The sequence below is a fragment of the Phyllobacterium brassicacearum genome (assembly GCF_003010955.1).
GTDB classification, from domain to species: domain Bacteria; phylum Pseudomonadota; class Alphaproteobacteria; order Rhizobiales; family Rhizobiaceae; genus Phyllobacterium; species Phyllobacterium brassicacearum.
This window is the reverse complement of sequence record NZ_PGGO01000001.1, coordinates 498231-515417: the sequence shown is the minus strand read 5'-3', so window position 1 is coordinate 515417 and position 17187 is coordinate 498231. Positions and strand designations below refer to the sequence as shown.

Genomic DNA, 17187 nt, shown 5'->3' with positions numbered 1-17187 from the left:
TATGGCCACCACAAGTGCATTGAATGATCTGGATTGGTATGAGGGCGTTCCACGTTCAATAAAGCCCTACACCAAATTCGGCTTGGTGATGGTTGTTGTCTGCTTTGGTGGATTTGGAACTTGGGCTGCGACGGCGCCTCTGGCTGCAGCCGTAATCGCTCCAGGCAGCTTCGTTGCTACTGGCCAGAACAAGGTCGTTCAGCATCTCGAGGGGGGAATTATCAAGGAGCTTCTCGTGCGCGAAGGGGATCGCGTTGCCGAGGGCGACCAACTGGTCCGGCTTGACGAGACAGCCGCCCGCGCAAACTCGCAGCAATTGTTCTTTCGTCAGGCGCGTCTCGAAGCAATCCTGGCACGGCTACACGCAGTCGTTCGCGGCGATGACCGGTATCAGCCGCCACAGATCATTCTGGACAATTTGGCCAATCCCGAAATACGGGCTGTGAATGACAGTCAGAGCGACAATTTCGAGGCAGCTCACGCAAAATATGCCAACGAGCTACAGATGATGCAGCGCAATATCTCGGCGCTGGAGTTCCGCCGCATTGGACGCAACGCCCAGATCGCCGCAACTCGGACACAAGTTGGCCTGTTGAAGGATGAATACCAGGCGAAATATTCCCTTTACAAAAAAGGCCTTATGGCCCGTTCCGAAGTCAGCGTCCTTGAGCGTGCGGTTGCAGACGGCGAGGGAACGATATCCCGCCTCGAGGCCGAAATCATGGAAGTGAATGCTCAGATTGAAAAATTTCAAAAGGAAATAATCCAAACCAAGGACACCGAAAAACAAGCCGCGCTTGATGAAATACAAAGTGCCGAAGCCGAACTTGACGCCATTCGCGAACAAATTCGGCAGGCTGACAGTGTTCTTACCCGCACGGTAGTGAAGGCCCCGGTATCCGGTACTGTTGTGAGAATGCATTACCATACAGCGGGCGGTGTTATCGAAACCGGCAAGCCAATCATTGAAATTCTGCCTACGGGCGTCCCCTTGATCATCGAAGCACAGATCCCGCGTATGCAGATAGACGAAGTGAAAGAGGGACAGGAAGCCCATGTGCGCTTGAGCGCTCTTAACCAGAGGACAACACCCGTGATCAATGGCCGGGTCGATTACGTCTCAGCCGATGCGATGACGGATACGACGACTGATGTGAAGCAGGAGATTTATCTGGCTCGTGTCAGCATTCCCGCCGAACAGCTCGCCCGTATCCACGGCTTCACACCAACGCCAGGCATGCCGGCTGATATTCTCATCCAGACTCATGAACGTACATTTTTCGAATACCTTGCCAAACCGGTCCTCGACAGTATGTCGCGGGCGTTCAGGGAACAATAAGAGAAAAAGTTCAGGAATTCGGGGTTAGCCAACAAGTCGGCCCGCGTGATGTAGCGGCTTCTGAGCGGGACCAGCCTGCCCGTCCTTTGATGCTGCCGGTGCACGGCGAACGGATGGGAAAACAGCCACAGCTGCTCCCCCGGCAAGCACATAGAACAGCATTCCGAGATCAAAGACTGTGGCGACCAGGATCGCGGCGATCAGGCTGGCTGTCATGCCGCATCGGATGGCGCGAATAATGAAATGATCCTGTGAACTGGCCTGCGGAACGGTCCGCCGGAAGAGCGTGGATAGAACGAAAAGGGCGAAACATATTGCGCCCGGGAGCCCGACATTCGAAAGCAGAACGAAGATATAGCTGGAAGCGCGCGCGCCGCCGATACCGACGCCTAGACCGAAACTGTCGATGAAATTGGTCCAGGCAACTTCGTTCCAATGACCGCGTTCGCGGCCCGAGTCGCTCGACAGCTTTCCGAACAGGCTCTCGTCGAAGAAGGTTGCAATTGCTTCCACAAACTCAGGCGAAAGTACCGCGACAAGCAGAACGATGGCGAGCACAGACAGGCTGCCAGCATAAATCAAGAGCGGCTTGCGCATTCGTCCGCCATGCATGACCGGCGCTACGGATTGGAGCATCAGCAGGGCCAGAACAATGACGAGCCCGACATATGCGGTGCCCGACGTCGACAATGCCAGTAGGATCAGGAAGGCGAGGGCAAAGAACCCTGACAGGAACGGCCGGACATTGTCGAGATAGAGACTGGCCGCAATGGCAAAAAGGATGAGGGTGAAGCTGGCAAATGCCGACGATTCGGGAAACGTCCCTGAGATACGCTTGAGGCCGCCCATTTCAACCCCGGTCATCAACGAATAATTCGCCGTGTGAATGAAATCCATCAGGTCAGCCGTTCCGGTCGCAAAGGTAACAAGGTCCAGCACGGCAAAAATGACGTTCAACCAGCAAAGCAGGAAAAAGGCACCGAGAAAATACTGATAGGCGCTCCGCATCCGGAAGAAGGCAAAGGAGGCTGCAAAACACATGACGCTGCCCAACGCATAGACCGTCTGTGTGACGTGCGTGCCGGAAAAGCCCAGGGGGTTAAGGCTGATGCGGCTTAGACCGCCGGGAAGGCGTTGCACGACCATGGTTTCGGTCATGCCAGCCATCAGCCGCGGGAAGAAAACAGTCGCCACCAAGCCGTAGACGATCAGGAGCAATAGCCAGAAGCCGGTGCTCGGATAGAGCAGGCTGCTTACCGCAGGCGCAAATCCTGTTATTCGCATAATCCGCAGCGCAAAAAAGACCATGAAGACGTTTGCAACCAGGATGGAGGCGCCACCCATTGCTGGCAATGTCACAGCGGCTGCTGCTCCGAAGAGTGTCAGCGCAAGCATGCCATAAATAGCGTACTTGTGATGCACGAACTGGATCACAAGGCCGAAGAGTATGACCAGGACACCGAAGACGTTAGTTGCCATATTTGATCCGCATCATTGGCTTTCGCTCCCGACCAGGTGCTCTCTGCGGATGACATCTCGCACGACATTATAGGCGGGTTTCGGTCCTCCGGGACGCCAGCCGCCGGCGCCATCGCTGTCGAGATGGATCAAGCCCATATAAGCCTCGAAATCCGGCGCCCAATATGTTTCGTCCATCAGTTCGTAAATATGCGCGGCCTCGATTGGGTACGTTGTGCGCAGCTCCTGGATTCGCTTCATAGCCTTTTTCAAGCCGGCCGCCTGGGCGTCTTCGCCATCGGTGCTGCCTTTGGGGTGGTTGAATTCGGTGATCCATATCGGCTTGCCAAACTTGGCCAACGCCTTGAGCGCCCATTCCGGATCTTCGCCATAGAAGTGCCAGACGGAAATATCCCACTTGATGTTGTCCTGCTGCATGCGTTGAAAGGCACCCATATGACCCCAGCCGGCGGTACCCATTGCCGTGCGGAATTGTCCCCCAGCAGCCGTCAATCCATCCGAGAGGCCCCGCAGCACGGCCCGCACCTTGTCCCAGCGTGGACCATAATAATCGAGAGGATCAAGTCCGCCCGCCGGGCCCCACTCGCAAGGATATAGCGTACCATCGTCACGCATTTCGCACGGCTGGATGATGGCAAAGTTTTCAAGCTCGTTGCCAAGTTCCCAAACCTTGATCCTGTCTTTGAGATGCGATGCGGTCACGAAAGCCAATGCGCGGGACGTAGTATAGATCGTTTCCGTGGATGCTTCTTTCAGATCAAGCGCTGGCGTGAGAACCGGCAGGATCGTGATTCCGCTGTCGGTAGCCATACTGACGAGACGATCGAGCTCTTCGAGCTGATCAAGCTTTTGAACATCAACGCGGTAAGACTTCAGGCCGAGTTCCTTGAGGTAGGCGACTTGCTGCTCCTCGGATACGCCATGATACGAGGCAAGCGGATGTCCGTTGATACCCCATGTGAATTCGGACGACCCTGCGGAGGCGGGGGGCAGCGGCAGAAACGCCGCTGCAACCATGATGATAGCGCTAAGACGCGAAAGCAGTAACTTTTTCATGGTCTTGCCCCACTTCTCTGCCTATTCGCCGTGAAAATCGGCGATTGGCGTGACCAGTTGCGGACCGAGATGGAGATAGCGTGTTGCTTTGCGCTTTGCCTTGATATCCCGCCAGACTCTGAGCACCTGCTCCTCTGTCAGTGAAGCGGCGAGCGCCACCGTGGCGGCCGGAATGCCCTCGTTCAATCCGTGCAGGCATTGGTCCATCTGGGCGTAGGGGAGGGCGAAATAGAACTCTTCCTGGGTCTGAGCCAGCTGATAGGTATCGGTCGTGGGCGGCCGGGCGCGAATTTCGGCCGGTACGCCAAGATGGGCAGCCAACTGGTAGACCTGAGACTTATAGAGATGGGCAATAGGCTTCAGATCCGCTGCGCCGTCACCGTTCTTCACGAAGAACCCCTGATCGTATTCCAGGAGGTTTGGCGTGCCAATCACCGCATAGTTCATGCGATCTGCGTGATAATACTCGATCTGTTTGCGTGTACGCTGCTTCATGTTGGTTGCGGCAACAATTCCGAGATAGACGGAACTCGGCATACGCAACTTTTCGGTACTCCCGTCCGGCCGCTGCAAGACGAGGGATGAGATATTGTAACCGTCACTCGCCAGGGCGTTGGCAATAACGATTTTCGAGGCCCAGCCCGGGCCGAATTCTGGCTCAATCTCCTTGATGAATGCATCGCGCCGCGCATAGCATCCCATGACTTCGAGCGACGCGCCAATATCTTCAATGACGCTTGCCAGTCCAAACGTATCCGCCACAAGTTTGCCGAGCCGTAGGCTTTCAGGGTCGGAGTCGTTTTCGGGCATGAACAGGCAGAGCACGTTCTGTGCGCCGACTGCACGGGCGGCGAGTGCTGCGCATACGCTTGAATCGACGCCGCCCGACAGCCCAAGCACGAGCCCGCGCTTGCGCAGCGTATGCCGCAACTGTTCGCGCATCGCATTGACGATCCGCGTCGTCTCCGCCTCGACGTCGATCTCAAGTGATAGTGGCGATGCAGAAGCGATCGTCCGGATTGTCTGGTCGTTCATCATAGAGACTCCTGTGGCTCTGCGGCCAATCTGCGGCTCACCTTGCCGGTGTCCGTCTTGGGCAAGCTCGTTCGAAATTCAACGGATTTTGGCACCATGAAATCTTCAAGGTTCTTTGAGCAGTGGCGTATGATCTCGCGATCCGTCAGCGACGGGTCGCTCAACACCACGATAGCGCGAATGGCTTGGCCCAGCACAGGATCCGGAATGCCAATGACTACAGCTTCGGCAATGCCGGGATGGGAGTGCAATACCGTCTCGACTTCCTTCGGTGCTACCTTTTCGCCGCGTGTCTTGATGATGTCATCCTTGCGGCCGACGAAGTAGAGATAGCCATCGCCGTCCATGGAGAACAGATCGCCCGTATAGAGAACTTTCTCCCATGGATTGAGACCGGGACGAAGCATACGGGCCGTGGCCTCGTCATTTTCCCAATAGCCCTGCATGACATGCGGGCCGCGGATGACCAGTTCGCCGACGACCCCAGGCGCTACCGCTTTGCCCTCGTCGTCGACCACGAAGGTCTCCGTGTTCGGAATGGCGATCCCGACGGAGCCAGGGCGATGATCAAGTTGCTGGGGAGGCAGATAGGTACAGCGCTTGCATTCGGTCAGGCCATACATCGAATAAAGCCGGACGCCCGGAAACAGTTCGCGCAGCCGGGCGATGTGTGCTGGGGGCAGTGCGGCGGCCGTATTGGTGATATAGCGCAGATCCGGCAGGAATCCCGGTTCGATGTCGCGCATCTGCAGGATCAGCGCCGCCATTGTCGGTACCAGCGGAAATCCCGTGACGTGCTCACGCCGCATAACATCGAAGATGGCTTGCGGGAAACTGAAAGAGGTTTCCAGAACCAGAGTTGCCCCGGTGCGGATTGTCATGAACAACTGGTAAAGGCCATAGTCGAACGCCAGCGGCAGCACATTGAGAATGATGTCATCCTCGACGTTTTGCACGTATGTCGTGATGGAAGTTGCTGCAGCTTCGATATTGCGGTGGTTCATCATCACGCCCTTCGGACGTCCGGTAGAGCCCGACGTATAGATCAGCATGGCGAGATCAACGTCGATGCCGCCATGCGGAACGGGCATGGGCTCGACTTGCAGCAGGCTGTCGAACGAACGGGCATAGGGAGCTGCGAGCGTTTCGTTCTTCGTCGTGACGATGAGATCGCAAGATGTTCTGTCACCCATTGCCTCGACAGCGACAGGCGCGAGCTTTTCTTGCGCAATGATTGCCCGCGCCCGGCAATTCTCGATGATGTAAGCGAGCTTGTCGGCCTTTGTTGACGCATTGATCGGGCTGAACACCGCACCGGCTTTCAGGATTGCATAGATCGCAACCGTCGCTTCCCAGCAATTGTTCATGAAAACGAGCACGCGATCACCGCGTGTGACGCCCTGCGACCACAATGCGGCTGCCAGCCGGTCGGATAGATCATCGAGCTCGGCATAGGTCAGTCGCTCGCCACCTGCGACGAGGACCGTTTTGTCGCTCAACCGTCTCGCATTCTGACGCAGAATTTCCTCGACACGCATGACAAAACTCGACTTTCCCGATCAGGCGACCGATTTTTGAGGAACAGCCTTGGTTGCGACAAAGGCGCTGATGCTGGTGATCGAATCGAGGTTGGCCGGGACAATCTCGGCGTCCTGGATGCTGATCTGGAAAGTGTCTTCCAGGTAAGTGACCAGTTCGAGAACGCCGGTTGAGTCGATGATGTCTGTTTCGATCAGCGAAGTGTCATCCTCGAGTGGATGGCTGGTGTCGCCAAATAGGTAGTTTTCAACAATGAAGTTTCTGATTTGTGCCTTGATACCCGAAGTCATGTCCGTTCCTTTCAAGCCGCTGCAACCGTTTGCCGGTTTGTCTGATTTGTGAATTTCTGGTGCCATAATTGCGTGGAAAGAATGCCGACAAACGCAGAATCGTCTCGATATCCCGTGGGAGCATTGCGCGTGCATTTTTCCAGCAATTTCGCCACGGCAGGCGCATTGAACAGTCCGGTATCAGCTATGGCGTCTGATCCCATGTGCTCCCGCACGTAGTCAGGCAGTCCGTCAGCCGTGAAAGACTGGCTGTCCGGAGCGCGGTAAGGCTGCTTCTGACGCGCCGTGATCGACGCCGGCACCAAATCTCGCGTTGCCTGTTTGAGAATGTGTTTTTCGCCTAGTCCTTTGAGCTTCATGCCGACCGGCACCCGGGAAGCAAATTCGACGAGGCGATGATCAAGGAAGGGGAAACGGCCCTCAAGGCCATGAGCCATGGCCATTCGGTCGCTCTGGCAGCAAAGAATGTAGCCTGGCAGCAGGAGAGAGGTCTCCAGATATTGCGCCTGATGCAGAGGATGCCAGCGCGCATAATCCTTTGGCAGCCCCGATGCGAGATCCTCTGTCGCATCGTAGCCCTTCAGAGCATCGCGCAGTTCCGGGGAGAAAAACATCTTCGTCGCAGCGGTTCCACGGAAGCGTGGGCGATGCGAATGTAGCGGATCGTCGAGGCCATCGACGCCTGCACCGAAGAATGCCGCCAGATACTCGGGCGTCTGTTGCTTCAAACCCGGCAGATAGGGGTAGAGCTTGCGGAATAGATGCGGGCGGATGCGCGACTGAGGTTGGCGCGCGCAAAACCGCCTGACCTTGGCTTCGCGGAAAATATCGTAGCCCGCGAAAACTTCGTCAGCGCCTTCGCCTGTCAGGACGACCTTGTAGCCTTCGCTATGGGCAAGATGCGAAAGAAGATAAAGCGGTGCCGGTGCCGTCCGGAGAATTGGCCGCTCCGTATGCTCGACGACCGCCGGAAATATGGTGGCTATATCGCTCTTGCTGCAGGACAGCGAGGAATGCCTGGTGCCGAGTGCCTCTACCATCTGCATCTGGAAGGCTGTCTCGTCATGCTCCACCGTATCGAAGCCAATGGAGAAGGTCCGCAGCTGGTCTGGGACAATGCGCGCAGCAATCGCCGATACAACTGATGAATCCAATCCGCCCGAAAGGTAAGACCCGACGGGAACGTCAGCCCTGAGGCGAATGCGCGTTGCATCGGTCAGGAGGTGTCTGAGTTCCTCGCTGACGTCGCTTTCCGAACGTCCAGCACTCACTGAGTCCCGATCCGGATAGTCCAAATTCCAATAGGGAGTCGTCTTGACCCGTTGATCTTCGACGATCATCAGGTGAGCTGGCCGCAACTCGGATATGCCCTTGAACATCGTGCGTGGAGCAATGGGTGTCCACAATGTGAATATCTGGTCAAGCGCATATGGATCGATTTCGGCGGTCATGCCCGGAACCCGCAGCAACGCCTTGATTTCCGAAGCGAAGAAGAACGTGCCTTCGTGCCAGGTGTAGAACAGCGGCCGCACGCCCATCCGGTCGCGGGCAAGCATCATGCGTCGCCGCTTCTTGTCCCATAGAGCAAATGCGAAATCGCCGTTGAGTTTCTTGACACAGTCCGGCCCCATCTCCTCGTAGAGATGCAGGATGACTTCGGTGTCACTGCCGGTGCGGAATCGGTGTCCCTGCGCAATCAGGTCGTCACGAAGTTCAACATAGTTGAAAACTTCGCCGTTGTAGCTGATGACCAGATTTCCGCTGGCGCTTTCCATCGGCTGCTGGCCATCGGTCAGGCCAACAATCGACAGGCGCATATGGCCCAGCCCCGCGCCGTCGGCTACATAGGTTCCGTTCTCGTCGGGCCCGCGGTGAGCAATCGCCCGGATCATTTGGCGCAACAGCGACGTGCCGTCCTGAGAGACGCTAACCGCTCCGCAATAGCCCGCAATCCCACACATCTGCGCGATGCTCCCCAACCATTCTTTTTGCCCACTTAGAGACCCTTGGAGAAGGGTATAATATGGACCTCAGGGGTCAATAAATAATTGGAGTTAAACGTCATGGTAATACTAGGTAGAGGAGTAACTTTTAAGCAAAGCAATTGCTCAAAACTTGGGTTTTTGCACGAGATTCCACTGGTATAATCAAAAAGGATTAAGTTGCTCGCACAATATTTGATATCAAAAGAAAATTCAGATTCTCATACGCCGAATTCATTACAGTAAATCTATGTTTGATTAATTGTCACCTGTGCTGCGCCTTATAATATTGATGGCAGATTCGGTGGCGATTGTTGTGGGGCAAAGTATGATGGGGCTAAGGTTTACAGGGTCGATCTGTTTGATCGCTCGGACCATTTTGACTGCCGCGATCGTAATACTTGCGTTCGCCGTATTCCCTGTGCCGTCACAGGCGGACGACGCCTATAGGCTTGCTCCCTACACGCGAGTAAGGTTGACGGTTGTCGAATGGGTTGCCTCGCGCGGTGAATACCGGGAATGGACGGCATTGAACGGCGAATACGCGATCTCGGAATCGGGAACCGTGCTCTTGCCGCTGGTCGGCACCATCGAAGTTTCGGCCATGGATACTGCTACCATGGCAACAGAGGTGGCAAAGCGCATCCAGAAGACCACCGGTCTCGTCGCCATGCCCAACGTCGCTGTCCAAATCGTCGAGTATCCGCCAGTGTTTCTTGTCGGCAATGTTGACCGGCCGGGAGAGTATCGGTTCCGTCCGGGGCTAACTGTTCTGCAGGCCGTTGCACTTGCGGGTGGGCGCTACCGGCCGCGCGAAGAGGCCAGGACAGTCGAGCAGATTCAGTATCTCGGAGAATTACAAGCCGTACACGGCGAGATGGTGCGTACTCTTGCCCGTATTGCCCGCTTGAAGGCAGAGGTCGCTGGCGAAAAGGAAATACAATTCCCTGACAATTTGACCGAGATGGCCGATAGCGCCAGCATCGACGCAATCTTTGCCGAGGAGCGTGCTGTCTTTGCCGCCCAGTCGAATGGGGTGGATCGCCAGCTCGAAAACCTCGAAGCATTGCGCAAGCTTTTCGCCGATGAGATCGAGGTGTTGCAGGAAAAGGTTACGGGACAAGAAAAGCAGATCAAGTTGATGGACGAGGAGCTGGAGGCTGTTAAGCCGCTCGTGGAGCGCGGCATTGCAACGACTTCCCGTCAGTCGGAACTGCAACGCATCATCACGGCATTGCAATCTGACCGCCTTGACCAGGTGACTGCGATCATGCGGGCGCGCCAGAACATCAGCCAGGCCAGCCGGGACTCGCAAAACCTCATCAGCCAACGTCAGACAACCGCCTCTACCGAACTTCAGACGGCTCAGGCAGCGCTGGACCAGCTGAAGGTGAGGCAGGAGACTGCACAACGGCTGCTTGTGGCAGCCGGGTCTATCATTGCCGGTCAGAAGCTGGGAGAAAAGCAGGAGCCGGATCTTGCATTTACAATTGTCAGAAAGACGGACGGGCTGCCCGTTGAGATGGCAGCTGATGAAGATACCGTTCTTGTCCCGGGGGATGTGTTGAGAGCATCACTCAACGTGAAATTCTCTGGAAGGACAACAGCAAGTGCCACGCCGGCGAGCCCTTCACAATCGACAAAGGGTGTCGCCGTCGCTTTGCCAATCCCTGCTGCAGCCAGCATCGGCGAGCAGCAAAATAAAAACACCCAATAAGCAATAGGGCTTTGGAAGACGTGCATGCAAAGACAAAGGCAAACTGAAGTTTCGTCGGACGACACCCAGGCCGAAGCCAACCTCATTGGTCTGCGGGATATCGTCGGGTTCCTCGTACGCAACTGGAAAACGATTGCCGGTTCGGCGATGGCATTTACGCTCTTCGGTATCGCGTACCTTTGGGTTGCGGAGCCGACATTCTCGGCCACCGCGCGTATTGTGATCGACCCCGAGCAGGCCCGTATCGCCTCGCAGGACGCCGTTTCAGGAACGATTGTGATTGAAACAGGCGAGGTTGAAAGCCAGGTGGAAATCATCCGGTCCGAAGCCATGGCCAAGAGCGTTATCGAAGAGCTTAATCTGACCGAGGATCCAGAGCTGCAGGAAGGGCTGTCATTACTGTCCTATCTTATGTTTTGGCGTCACGACGATGAGGCCGAGCCGATCGCACCTGAGTGGACAATGCGCAAGACTGTCGCTGGATTTCTGGAACGCCTGCGGGTCTGGCGCGTCGGTCAGTCTTATGTTCTCGATGTCGCCTATACATCAACGGATCCGGTTAAAGCAGCGTCTGTAGCCAATGCCACGGCGCAAGCCTATATCAAGGCCGGTCTGGAGGCGAAATCAACAGCCGCCAAGAGCGGCGCCGGCTGGCTCGAAGCGCGTCTCGCCGAAATCAGCAAACAAGCCAATGAGTCGGCACAGGCGGTCGAGGATTTCCGCAATCAGAATCATATTTCGCAGGCCGGGGCTACGTCGCTCGATGAGCAACAGCTCGCCGAAACGAATACGCAGCTTTCGGCGGCTAAAGCAGACACCGCCGCCGAAAAAGCCAAGCTCGCCATGATCGAGCGATTCTTGCAGTCGGAAACGCCGGTCGATGGTTACGTGGATGAGGCGTTGCGCAGCACGCAAATCACGGCGCTTCGTGAGCGTCTGAACGCGGCTTCAACCCAGCTTCAAGAATTGAAAAGCCGTTATGGCGATAGCGGCGTCGCAGTTCAGGCCGCAGAAGAGGAAATTGCGCGGTTGAAAGGCGAGGTGCGCCAGGAACTGGTTCGCATCGGCCAGGTCTACAGATCCAACCTGGAAGCTGCCCAGCGCCGCGAACAGTACGTAAACGAGCAGTTGCAAGCCACGATTCAGTCGGGTCTGAACAAAGGCATGGCCCGTGTCCAGCTCGGTGAGTTGGAGAGCCGGGCCGCCACCTATCGGCAGATGTACCAGAGTGTCATGCAGCAGCTGATATCGGCCTTGCAGCAGGAGTCCTTTCCGGTGGGCGACTCGCGATTGGTCTCGGCTGCTGCGACCCCTCTCGGCAAGTCATGGCCCAAGGGTTCGCTTATTCTCGCGCTTTCAATTGTACTTGGCAGCCTTGCCGGCCTTGCAATTTCGGCAGTGCGCGAAGTGAGCGACCGCAGGATCAAGACGGATAGCCGGTTGCGCCGGGAACTCGGTTTGAACCGGCTTGGCACACTGCCTTATGTCCCTGCTAGGGCGATCTCGAAATCTCCGTCGCAAGACCAGTTCAAATTGCTGAACTATGTCATGGATCATCCAAACGAAGCCTTTTCTGATGCCGTTCGCAGTACCAAGGCGTCGCTCGATCTCATAATGCGCCGCCAGGGTGCAAGAGTAATCGGCATCACGTCTGCGTTGCCGGGTGAGGGAAAGACGACGATAGCCAGCAATCTTGCCCAGCTCTACGCCGCCACCGGTTCACGAACGATGTTGATCGATGCCTGTGCGTCGAACCCAACATTGAGCCGCGTTTTTGCAACCCTTGCTCAGCCAATGCATCATCTGACTGAAGAGGTGGTCCCGACGATCGGCAAGGGTCGTAGCCGGCGCCTCGGAGCCGACAAAGACAACAACCATCAAGGTGTTGCCAAGGCAGCCGAACCTCGATCCGACGAGCCCTATCCTTCAGTGTCCGTAATCACCCCGCCCGCTTTGATGGGGGTGGATGAGATTACCCACAGCTCAAATCAATCATACCGATACCTCAACCTCCAGGCACTCGAAGCGCATCTGGACAGGCTCCGGGAACAGCACGATGTCATCATTCTTGACCTCCCTGATCTGAAGTCGACGGCCGATGCCCGTATTGTCAGCGCGATAGTCGATTGTGTTGTGCTGGCAGTTGGTGATCAGCAGCGGGTGACGCTTGATGTCCTCAACGCAGCAATCGCCAGCTGCGGAGGGCTCGACACAGACTCTGTTGGGGTCGTGTTCAACACGCTCCGGACCAGCAGGGCAACGGCCCCTGCTCCGGGATGGATCAAAAAGCAGCATGCTAAAATGTTCAACTAGCTTGTAAGGGTGGAGTACGACATGGCGTCTAATGCGAAACGTCGGCTGAGAATTGGAGTTGGCATACCTTCAACAGGACGGGCTGACATACTGGCCGCCACCGTTCCGTTGATCGACAAGCAGACGCGTCTGCCTGAGAAAATCGCTATTTGTACCCTGAAGCCGTCAGATGTTCCGGAAAATGTCGGCGATGGAATGACCGTGCCCGTCACGACACTGATTTCTACATCCGGATTGGCCAAGCAACGCAACGAGATTCTGAAAGAACTCGGCGATATGGATGTCCTCGTCTTTCTTGATGATGATTTTCTCATGGCACCCAACTATATCGCCGAAGTTGAGCGGCTATTCCTCGAGCAGACGGATATTGTCGTTGCGACAGGTGACGTGCTGGTCGATGGTATCGGGACACCCGGAATTCAGGTCGCAGAGGGCTCAGTCATCCTTAAGGCGTTCCTCCAAAAACCGGAGGAAGGTCCGGAAATTCTCGAAGAAGTCTATAACGGCTATGGTTGCAACATGTCCCTGCGCATGGACATCTTGAGGAATGAGGACATTCGGTTTGACGAGAATTTGCCGCTTTATTGCTGGCTGGAGGATGTGGATCTGAGCCGCCTGCTTGCAAAACACGGGCGCATCGTAAAATCCAACAAACAGCGAGGAATCCATTTGGGCGTCAAGAGTGGGCGAACCTCCGGTATCAAACTGGGTTATTCACAGATTGCCAATCCCCATTACCTTGCTCGAAAGGGAACAATGCTGACCTCAAAAGCCTTGGCCATGGCGACCAAAAACATCCTGGCCAATGCGGTAGGAAGCTTGTCACCGGAGTCTTGGATAGACCGGAAAGGGCGCTTGAAAGGAAATGGATTGGCGCTCCTGGATCTGGTCCGGGGCAGGATTTCGCCGGGCGGCATCCTCACCGTGGAAAAAACTGACTAGCGTCCAACGCAAACGGCGCCCGAGAGAATTATGCGGGCGCCGTCACTTGATTCCACGATGCAATTAGTTGCAGGCGGCCCAGGCGATGCGGCGAATATCGGTGCGCGCAATGCCGAGATCAGCAAGGTTGCGATCAGTGCAAAGCCGGAGCTCGTAAAGGTTCTGCCGGTACTGGCGATACTTTTGGATGCGGTGGCGAAGGCTCATTTTCATACCCCTTTGTTTTTTTGCCCTCCCTGAGAAATAATGTTGCGATTTGTATCGATTGAAAATTGCCAATGTTGCAAGGCAGCATTGATGATGCTGCATAGCAACAAGCTTTTGCGTGGGGCTTCACCCGTCAGCGTCCTCCGGCTATAGAGGGGAGAGCAGACTCTAGCATCTCAGAGAAGCGACCTTGTCAAATCAGCTACCGTCAGCCCGCGAGCGTCTCGAACACATTCTGGCCCGCCTTACCGAGCGTGCAGGCGATGAGCGGATTTTTGCAAAGCTTTATCCCGATACCGCCCGCGAGGAGGCAAATGCTGCCGACAAGCGCATGGCAGATGGTGTGCCTCTGGGGCCGCTCGACGGCAGGATTGTTTCGGTCAAGGATCTTTTCGATATCGCTGGCGAACCGACACTGGTTGGTTCGATCATTCGCAAGACCGCTGCACCTGCGCCGAGCGATGCTGAGGTCGTCGCCAGACTCCGTAGTGCCGGAGCAATCATCATCGGCAAGACTGTCATGACGGAATTTGCCTTCACCGCAGTAGGGCTCAACCCGCACTATCCGGATGCAGGCAACGCTGTCGACTCCACGAAAATTGCCGGCGGTTCATCGACAGGTGCTGGCATATCGGTGGCGGAGGGCACGAGCGAAATCGCCATAGGCTCTGATACGGGCGGCTCCGTGCGCATTCCAGCAGCACTAAATGGCGTAGTCGGCTTCAAACCCACTGCAAAACGCGTGCCACTGCGGGGCGCATTCCCCTTGTCACCCAGCCTCGATTCCGTTGGCCCGTTGGCGCGTTCCGTTGCGGACTGTGCGATTGCCGATGCCGTCATGGTAGGGGAAATGATCAAGGTCCTTGAGCCCATTTCTCTTGTCGGCCTGCGGATTGGGGTGCCGCGCGGGTACTTGTTAGCGTCGATGGACGATCCGATTGCCAGGGCTTTCGAGCGCAGCGTTGAAGCATGCGAGCAGGCAGGGGCAATCATCGCCGACTGCTCCATCGATGATCTGATCAATGCTATGGCGGACGCCACGTCGATCGGTTCGATTGCCGGCATTGAGGGGAGCCGGATCCATGCTGAATGGCTGCACGATGAAACGCTGGACGTCGACCAGCGCGTCAGGCGGCCGCTTCTGCGGCGCTTGAACGTGACAGAATCCGAATACATCAATGTCATGCAGCAGCGGCAGGAGCTCGTTCGAGAAATGGATCGGCGGATGGCCGGTTACGATCTGCTTGCACTGCCCACAACGCCTATCCTGGCGCCATCAATAGCCTCGGTCACCGAGGACGACACCTATTACAAGCAAACGGAGTCGCTGCTCCTGCGCAACACGCAGATCGCCAATCAGTTCGATCTGACTGCGATCAGCCTGCCGATGCCTGGTCTGTCGAGTCCGGCCGGGCTGATGCTTATCGCGCAGCACGGCGCGGATCGTCGGCTCCTTGCTATGGCCCTGTCCGTTGAACAGCTTCAATCCAAAGCGATGTAGTCAACGCATTGGCAAATGTTAATTTGGGACGATTGGAAATAGCGCTCGCAATTTCCGGTTATCTGGTCAGGATGCGCAACCAATATGTCAGTACGGCATTTTTCAATCGCGTCCCCGGCTAAGAGAAAGTTGCTCCCGTGATCCGCCATTGTGTGTTTCTCCGTTTCCGTGATGATGTTCCGACGACTGATCGGCAAGCCATCTATCTGGCACTTGAGGCTCTGTGCACGAAGCTGCCTGGTGCACTTGCGACGAAGGCGGGAGCGAATGTCAGTCCTGAAGCTGGAATGGACAAGGGTTTTTCCGAAGGCTTTATCCTCGATTTTTCTGATGCCGCCGCCCGTGACGCCTACCTCGTTGACCCCGAGCACCAGACGATTGCCAAAAACATCGTGGCAGCGACGGTAGGCGGTACCGACGGTGTTATCGTATTTGACATGGAAGTTTGACGCTCATGCAGGACAAGGAATTTTTCACGAAACTGTTTCAAGCGGCTGTCGACGCCGCCGACCCTGCACGGACAATCGCCGCGCATCTGCCGCCGAGACCAAAGGGACGCACCATTGTCATTGGCGCGGGCAAAGGTTCAGCGCAAATGGCCAGTGCGTTTGAGAAAGTCTGGGACGGACCGCTTGAAGGCATTGTGGTCACCCGTTATGGCTTTGGCGCTCCATGCAAGCATATCGAGATTATCGAAGCGTCGCATCCGGTTCCGGATGCTGCGGGGCTGATTGCCTCCCGGCGTCTGCTTGAGACGGTGTCGGGTTTGACCGCTGACGATCTGGTTGTCGCTCTCATTTCCGGGGGCGGCTCCGCATTGCTTCCCTCGCCGCCGGAAGGCATGACGCTGGAGGACGAAATTGCCGTCAACAAGGTCCTGCTCGCGTCAGGGGCGCCGATCTCGGCGATGAACGCAGTCCGCAAGCATTTGTCGACCATAAAAGGCGGTCGCCTCGCGGCCGCTGCTCATCCGGCACGGGTATTTTCGTTGATTGTCTCGGATATTCCCGGCGACAACCCGGCATTCGTCGCCTCCGGGCCAACCGTCACTGATGAAACCACGCGGGACGATGCCCTGCGGATCGTCGCGCGCTACAATCTTGCTCTGCCCGAGGCCGCCTTGGCGCACCTTCGGTCAGCGAAAGCAGACGCCCCCAAACCTTCCGATGCGGCTTTTGCCGGGCATGAACATCACCTGATCGCCTCTGCAGCCGTATCGCTCGAAGCGGCCGCGAAGACGGCGCGTCGAATGGGCGTTGAGGCCGTGATCCTGTCCGATGCCATCGAGGGTGAGGCGCGCGAAGTCGCCCATGTTCATGCTGCGCTTGCCAAGCAAGTGCTGGCGAAGGATCAACCCTTCACCAAGCCAGCAGTCATCCTCTCAGGCGGTGAAACGACCGTGACCGTGCGTGGCAAGGGCAAGGGCGGTCGCAATAGCGAATTCCTGCTGTCGCTTGCCATTGATATCGACGGCGCAGGTGGGATAAGCGCCTTTGCAGCAGATACCGATGGCATCGATGGATCTGAAGACAATGCCGGCGCCTTTGCCGACAGCACCACCATCGCCCGGCTGCTCGCCAAGGGTCATGATGCCTTGGGCCATCTTAACAGCAATGATGCCTGGACTGCCTTCAACGCGATCGATGACCTGTTCGTGCCTGGTCCTACCGGCACGAATGTCAACGACTTGCGCGCCATCCTGATTCGCTGAACTCTCGGATTGACGCGGTATCGCCATGATTGAATGGTCAACCGGAGCCGATTCTCTCCAGAGCCCCCGCGTGGCG

General features: G+C 56.5%; 14 protein-coding genes. 7 read left to right on the top strand and 7 right to left on the bottom strand.

Annotation, left to right across the window (positions count from 1 at the left end):
• Position 1: 1 nt before the first annotated feature.
• Positions 2-1339, top strand: a complete 1338-nt coding sequence (locus CU102_RS02505) for an HlyD family type I secretion periplasmic adaptor subunit (protein WP_106709352.1) — start codon at positions 2-4, stop codon at positions 1337-1339.
• A gap of 24 nt (positions 1340-1363) precedes the next feature.
• On the opposite strand, the gene CU102_RS02500 is transcribed toward CU102_RS02505, so the two are convergent.
• From CU102_RS02500 to asnB, 6 genes are read right to left on the bottom strand one after another with little or no spacing between them, the layout of a single operon-like run.
• Positions 1364-2818, bottom strand: coding sequence for an O-antigen ligase family protein (locus tag CU102_RS02500; protein WP_106709351.1), 1455 nt, complete (start codon positions 2816-2818; stop codon positions 1364-1366).
• Positions 2819-2830: 12 nt separating this feature from the next.
• The gene (locus CU102_RS02495; RefSeq protein ID WP_106709350.1) at positions 2831-3874 is read right to left on the bottom strand and encodes a glycosyl hydrolase; all 1044 of its coding nucleotides are present in this window, start codon (positions 3872-3874) and stop codon (positions 2831-2833) included.
• Between the two features lie 21 nt (positions 3875-3895).
• The gene (gene nadE, locus CU102_RS02490) at positions 3896-4909 is read right to left on the bottom strand and encodes an NAD(+) synthase (RefSeq protein ID WP_106709456.1); all 1014 of its coding nucleotides are present in this window, start codon (positions 4907-4909) and stop codon (positions 3896-3898) included.
• Entirely contained in the window at positions 4909-6447 is a 1539-nt protein-coding gene (locus CU102_RS02485) for a class I adenylate-forming enzyme family protein (protein ID WP_106709349.1), read from the bottom strand. Before CU102_RS02485 ends, nadE begins: the two co-directional genes overlap by 1 nt.
• Positions 6448-6468: 21 nt before the next feature.
• Complete coding sequence (locus tag CU102_RS02480) at positions 6469-6738, bottom strand: acyl carrier protein (protein ID WP_106709348.1); 270 nt, start codon at positions 6736-6738, stop codon at positions 6469-6471.
• Between the two features lie 11 nt (positions 6739-6749).
• On the bottom strand, positions 6750-8699 hold the full coding sequence (gene asnB / locus CU102_RS02475) for an asparagine synthase (glutamine-hydrolyzing) (RefSeq protein ID WP_106709347.1): 1950 nt from the start codon (positions 8697-8699) through the stop codon (positions 6750-6752).
• A 349-nt stretch (positions 8700-9048) separates the two neighbouring features.
• Here asnB and CU102_RS02470 point away from each other — a divergent pair, with 349 nt between their 5' ends.
• Genes CU102_RS02470 through CU102_RS02460 form a run of 3 tightly spaced genes read left to right on the top strand, consistent with a single transcriptional unit; the run spans position 9049 to position 13692 of the window.
• Positions 9049-10437 (top strand): polysaccharide biosynthesis/export family protein, encoded by a 1389-nt coding sequence (locus CU102_RS02470; protein ID WP_166648285.1) that lies wholly within the window; start codon positions 9049-9051, stop codon positions 10435-10437.
• Positions 10438-10461: 24 nt separating this feature from the next.
• Positions 10462-12750 carry a GumC family protein gene (locus tag CU102_RS02465; RefSeq protein WP_106709345.1) on the top strand — a complete coding sequence of 763 codons (2289 nt, stop codon included), beginning with the start codon at positions 10462-10464 and terminating at the stop codon, positions 12748-12750.
• Between the two features lie 21 nt (positions 12751-12771).
• Positions 12772-13692: a glycosyltransferase family 2 protein gene (locus tag CU102_RS02460; RefSeq protein ID WP_106709344.1), complete on the top strand. Its 921-nt coding sequence runs from the start codon at positions 12772-12774 to the stop codon at positions 13690-13692.
• A 63-nt stretch (positions 13693-13755) separates the two neighbouring features.
• Here the strand turns inward: CU102_RS02460 and CU102_RS02455 are convergent, their stop codons facing one another.
• Entirely contained in the window at positions 13756-13899 is a 144-nt protein-coding gene (locus CU102_RS02455) for a DUF1127 domain-containing protein (RefSeq protein ID WP_106709455.1), read from the bottom strand.
• 190 nt (positions 13900-14089) lie between these two features.
• On the opposite strand from CU102_RS02455, the gene CU102_RS02450 reads away from it, so the two are divergent.
• The 3 genes from CU102_RS02450 (at position 14090) to CU102_RS02440 (ending at position 17111) form a co-directional block, all read left to right on the top strand.
• The gene (locus CU102_RS02450; RefSeq protein WP_106709343.1) at positions 14090-15400 is read left to right on the top strand and encodes an amidase; all 1311 of its coding nucleotides are present in this window, start codon (positions 14090-14092) and stop codon (positions 15398-15400) included.
• Between the two features lie 137 nt (positions 15401-15537).
• The gene (locus CU102_RS02445; RefSeq protein WP_106709342.1) at positions 15538-15849 is read left to right on the top strand and encodes a Dabb family protein; all 312 of its coding nucleotides are present in this window, start codon (positions 15538-15540) and stop codon (positions 15847-15849) included.
• Positions 15850-15854: 5 nt separating this feature from the next.
• Entirely contained in the window at positions 15855-17111 is a 1257-nt protein-coding gene (locus CU102_RS02440; protein ID WP_106709341.1) for a glycerate kinase type-2 family protein, read from the top strand.
• Positions 17112-17187: the final 76 nt, after the last annotated feature.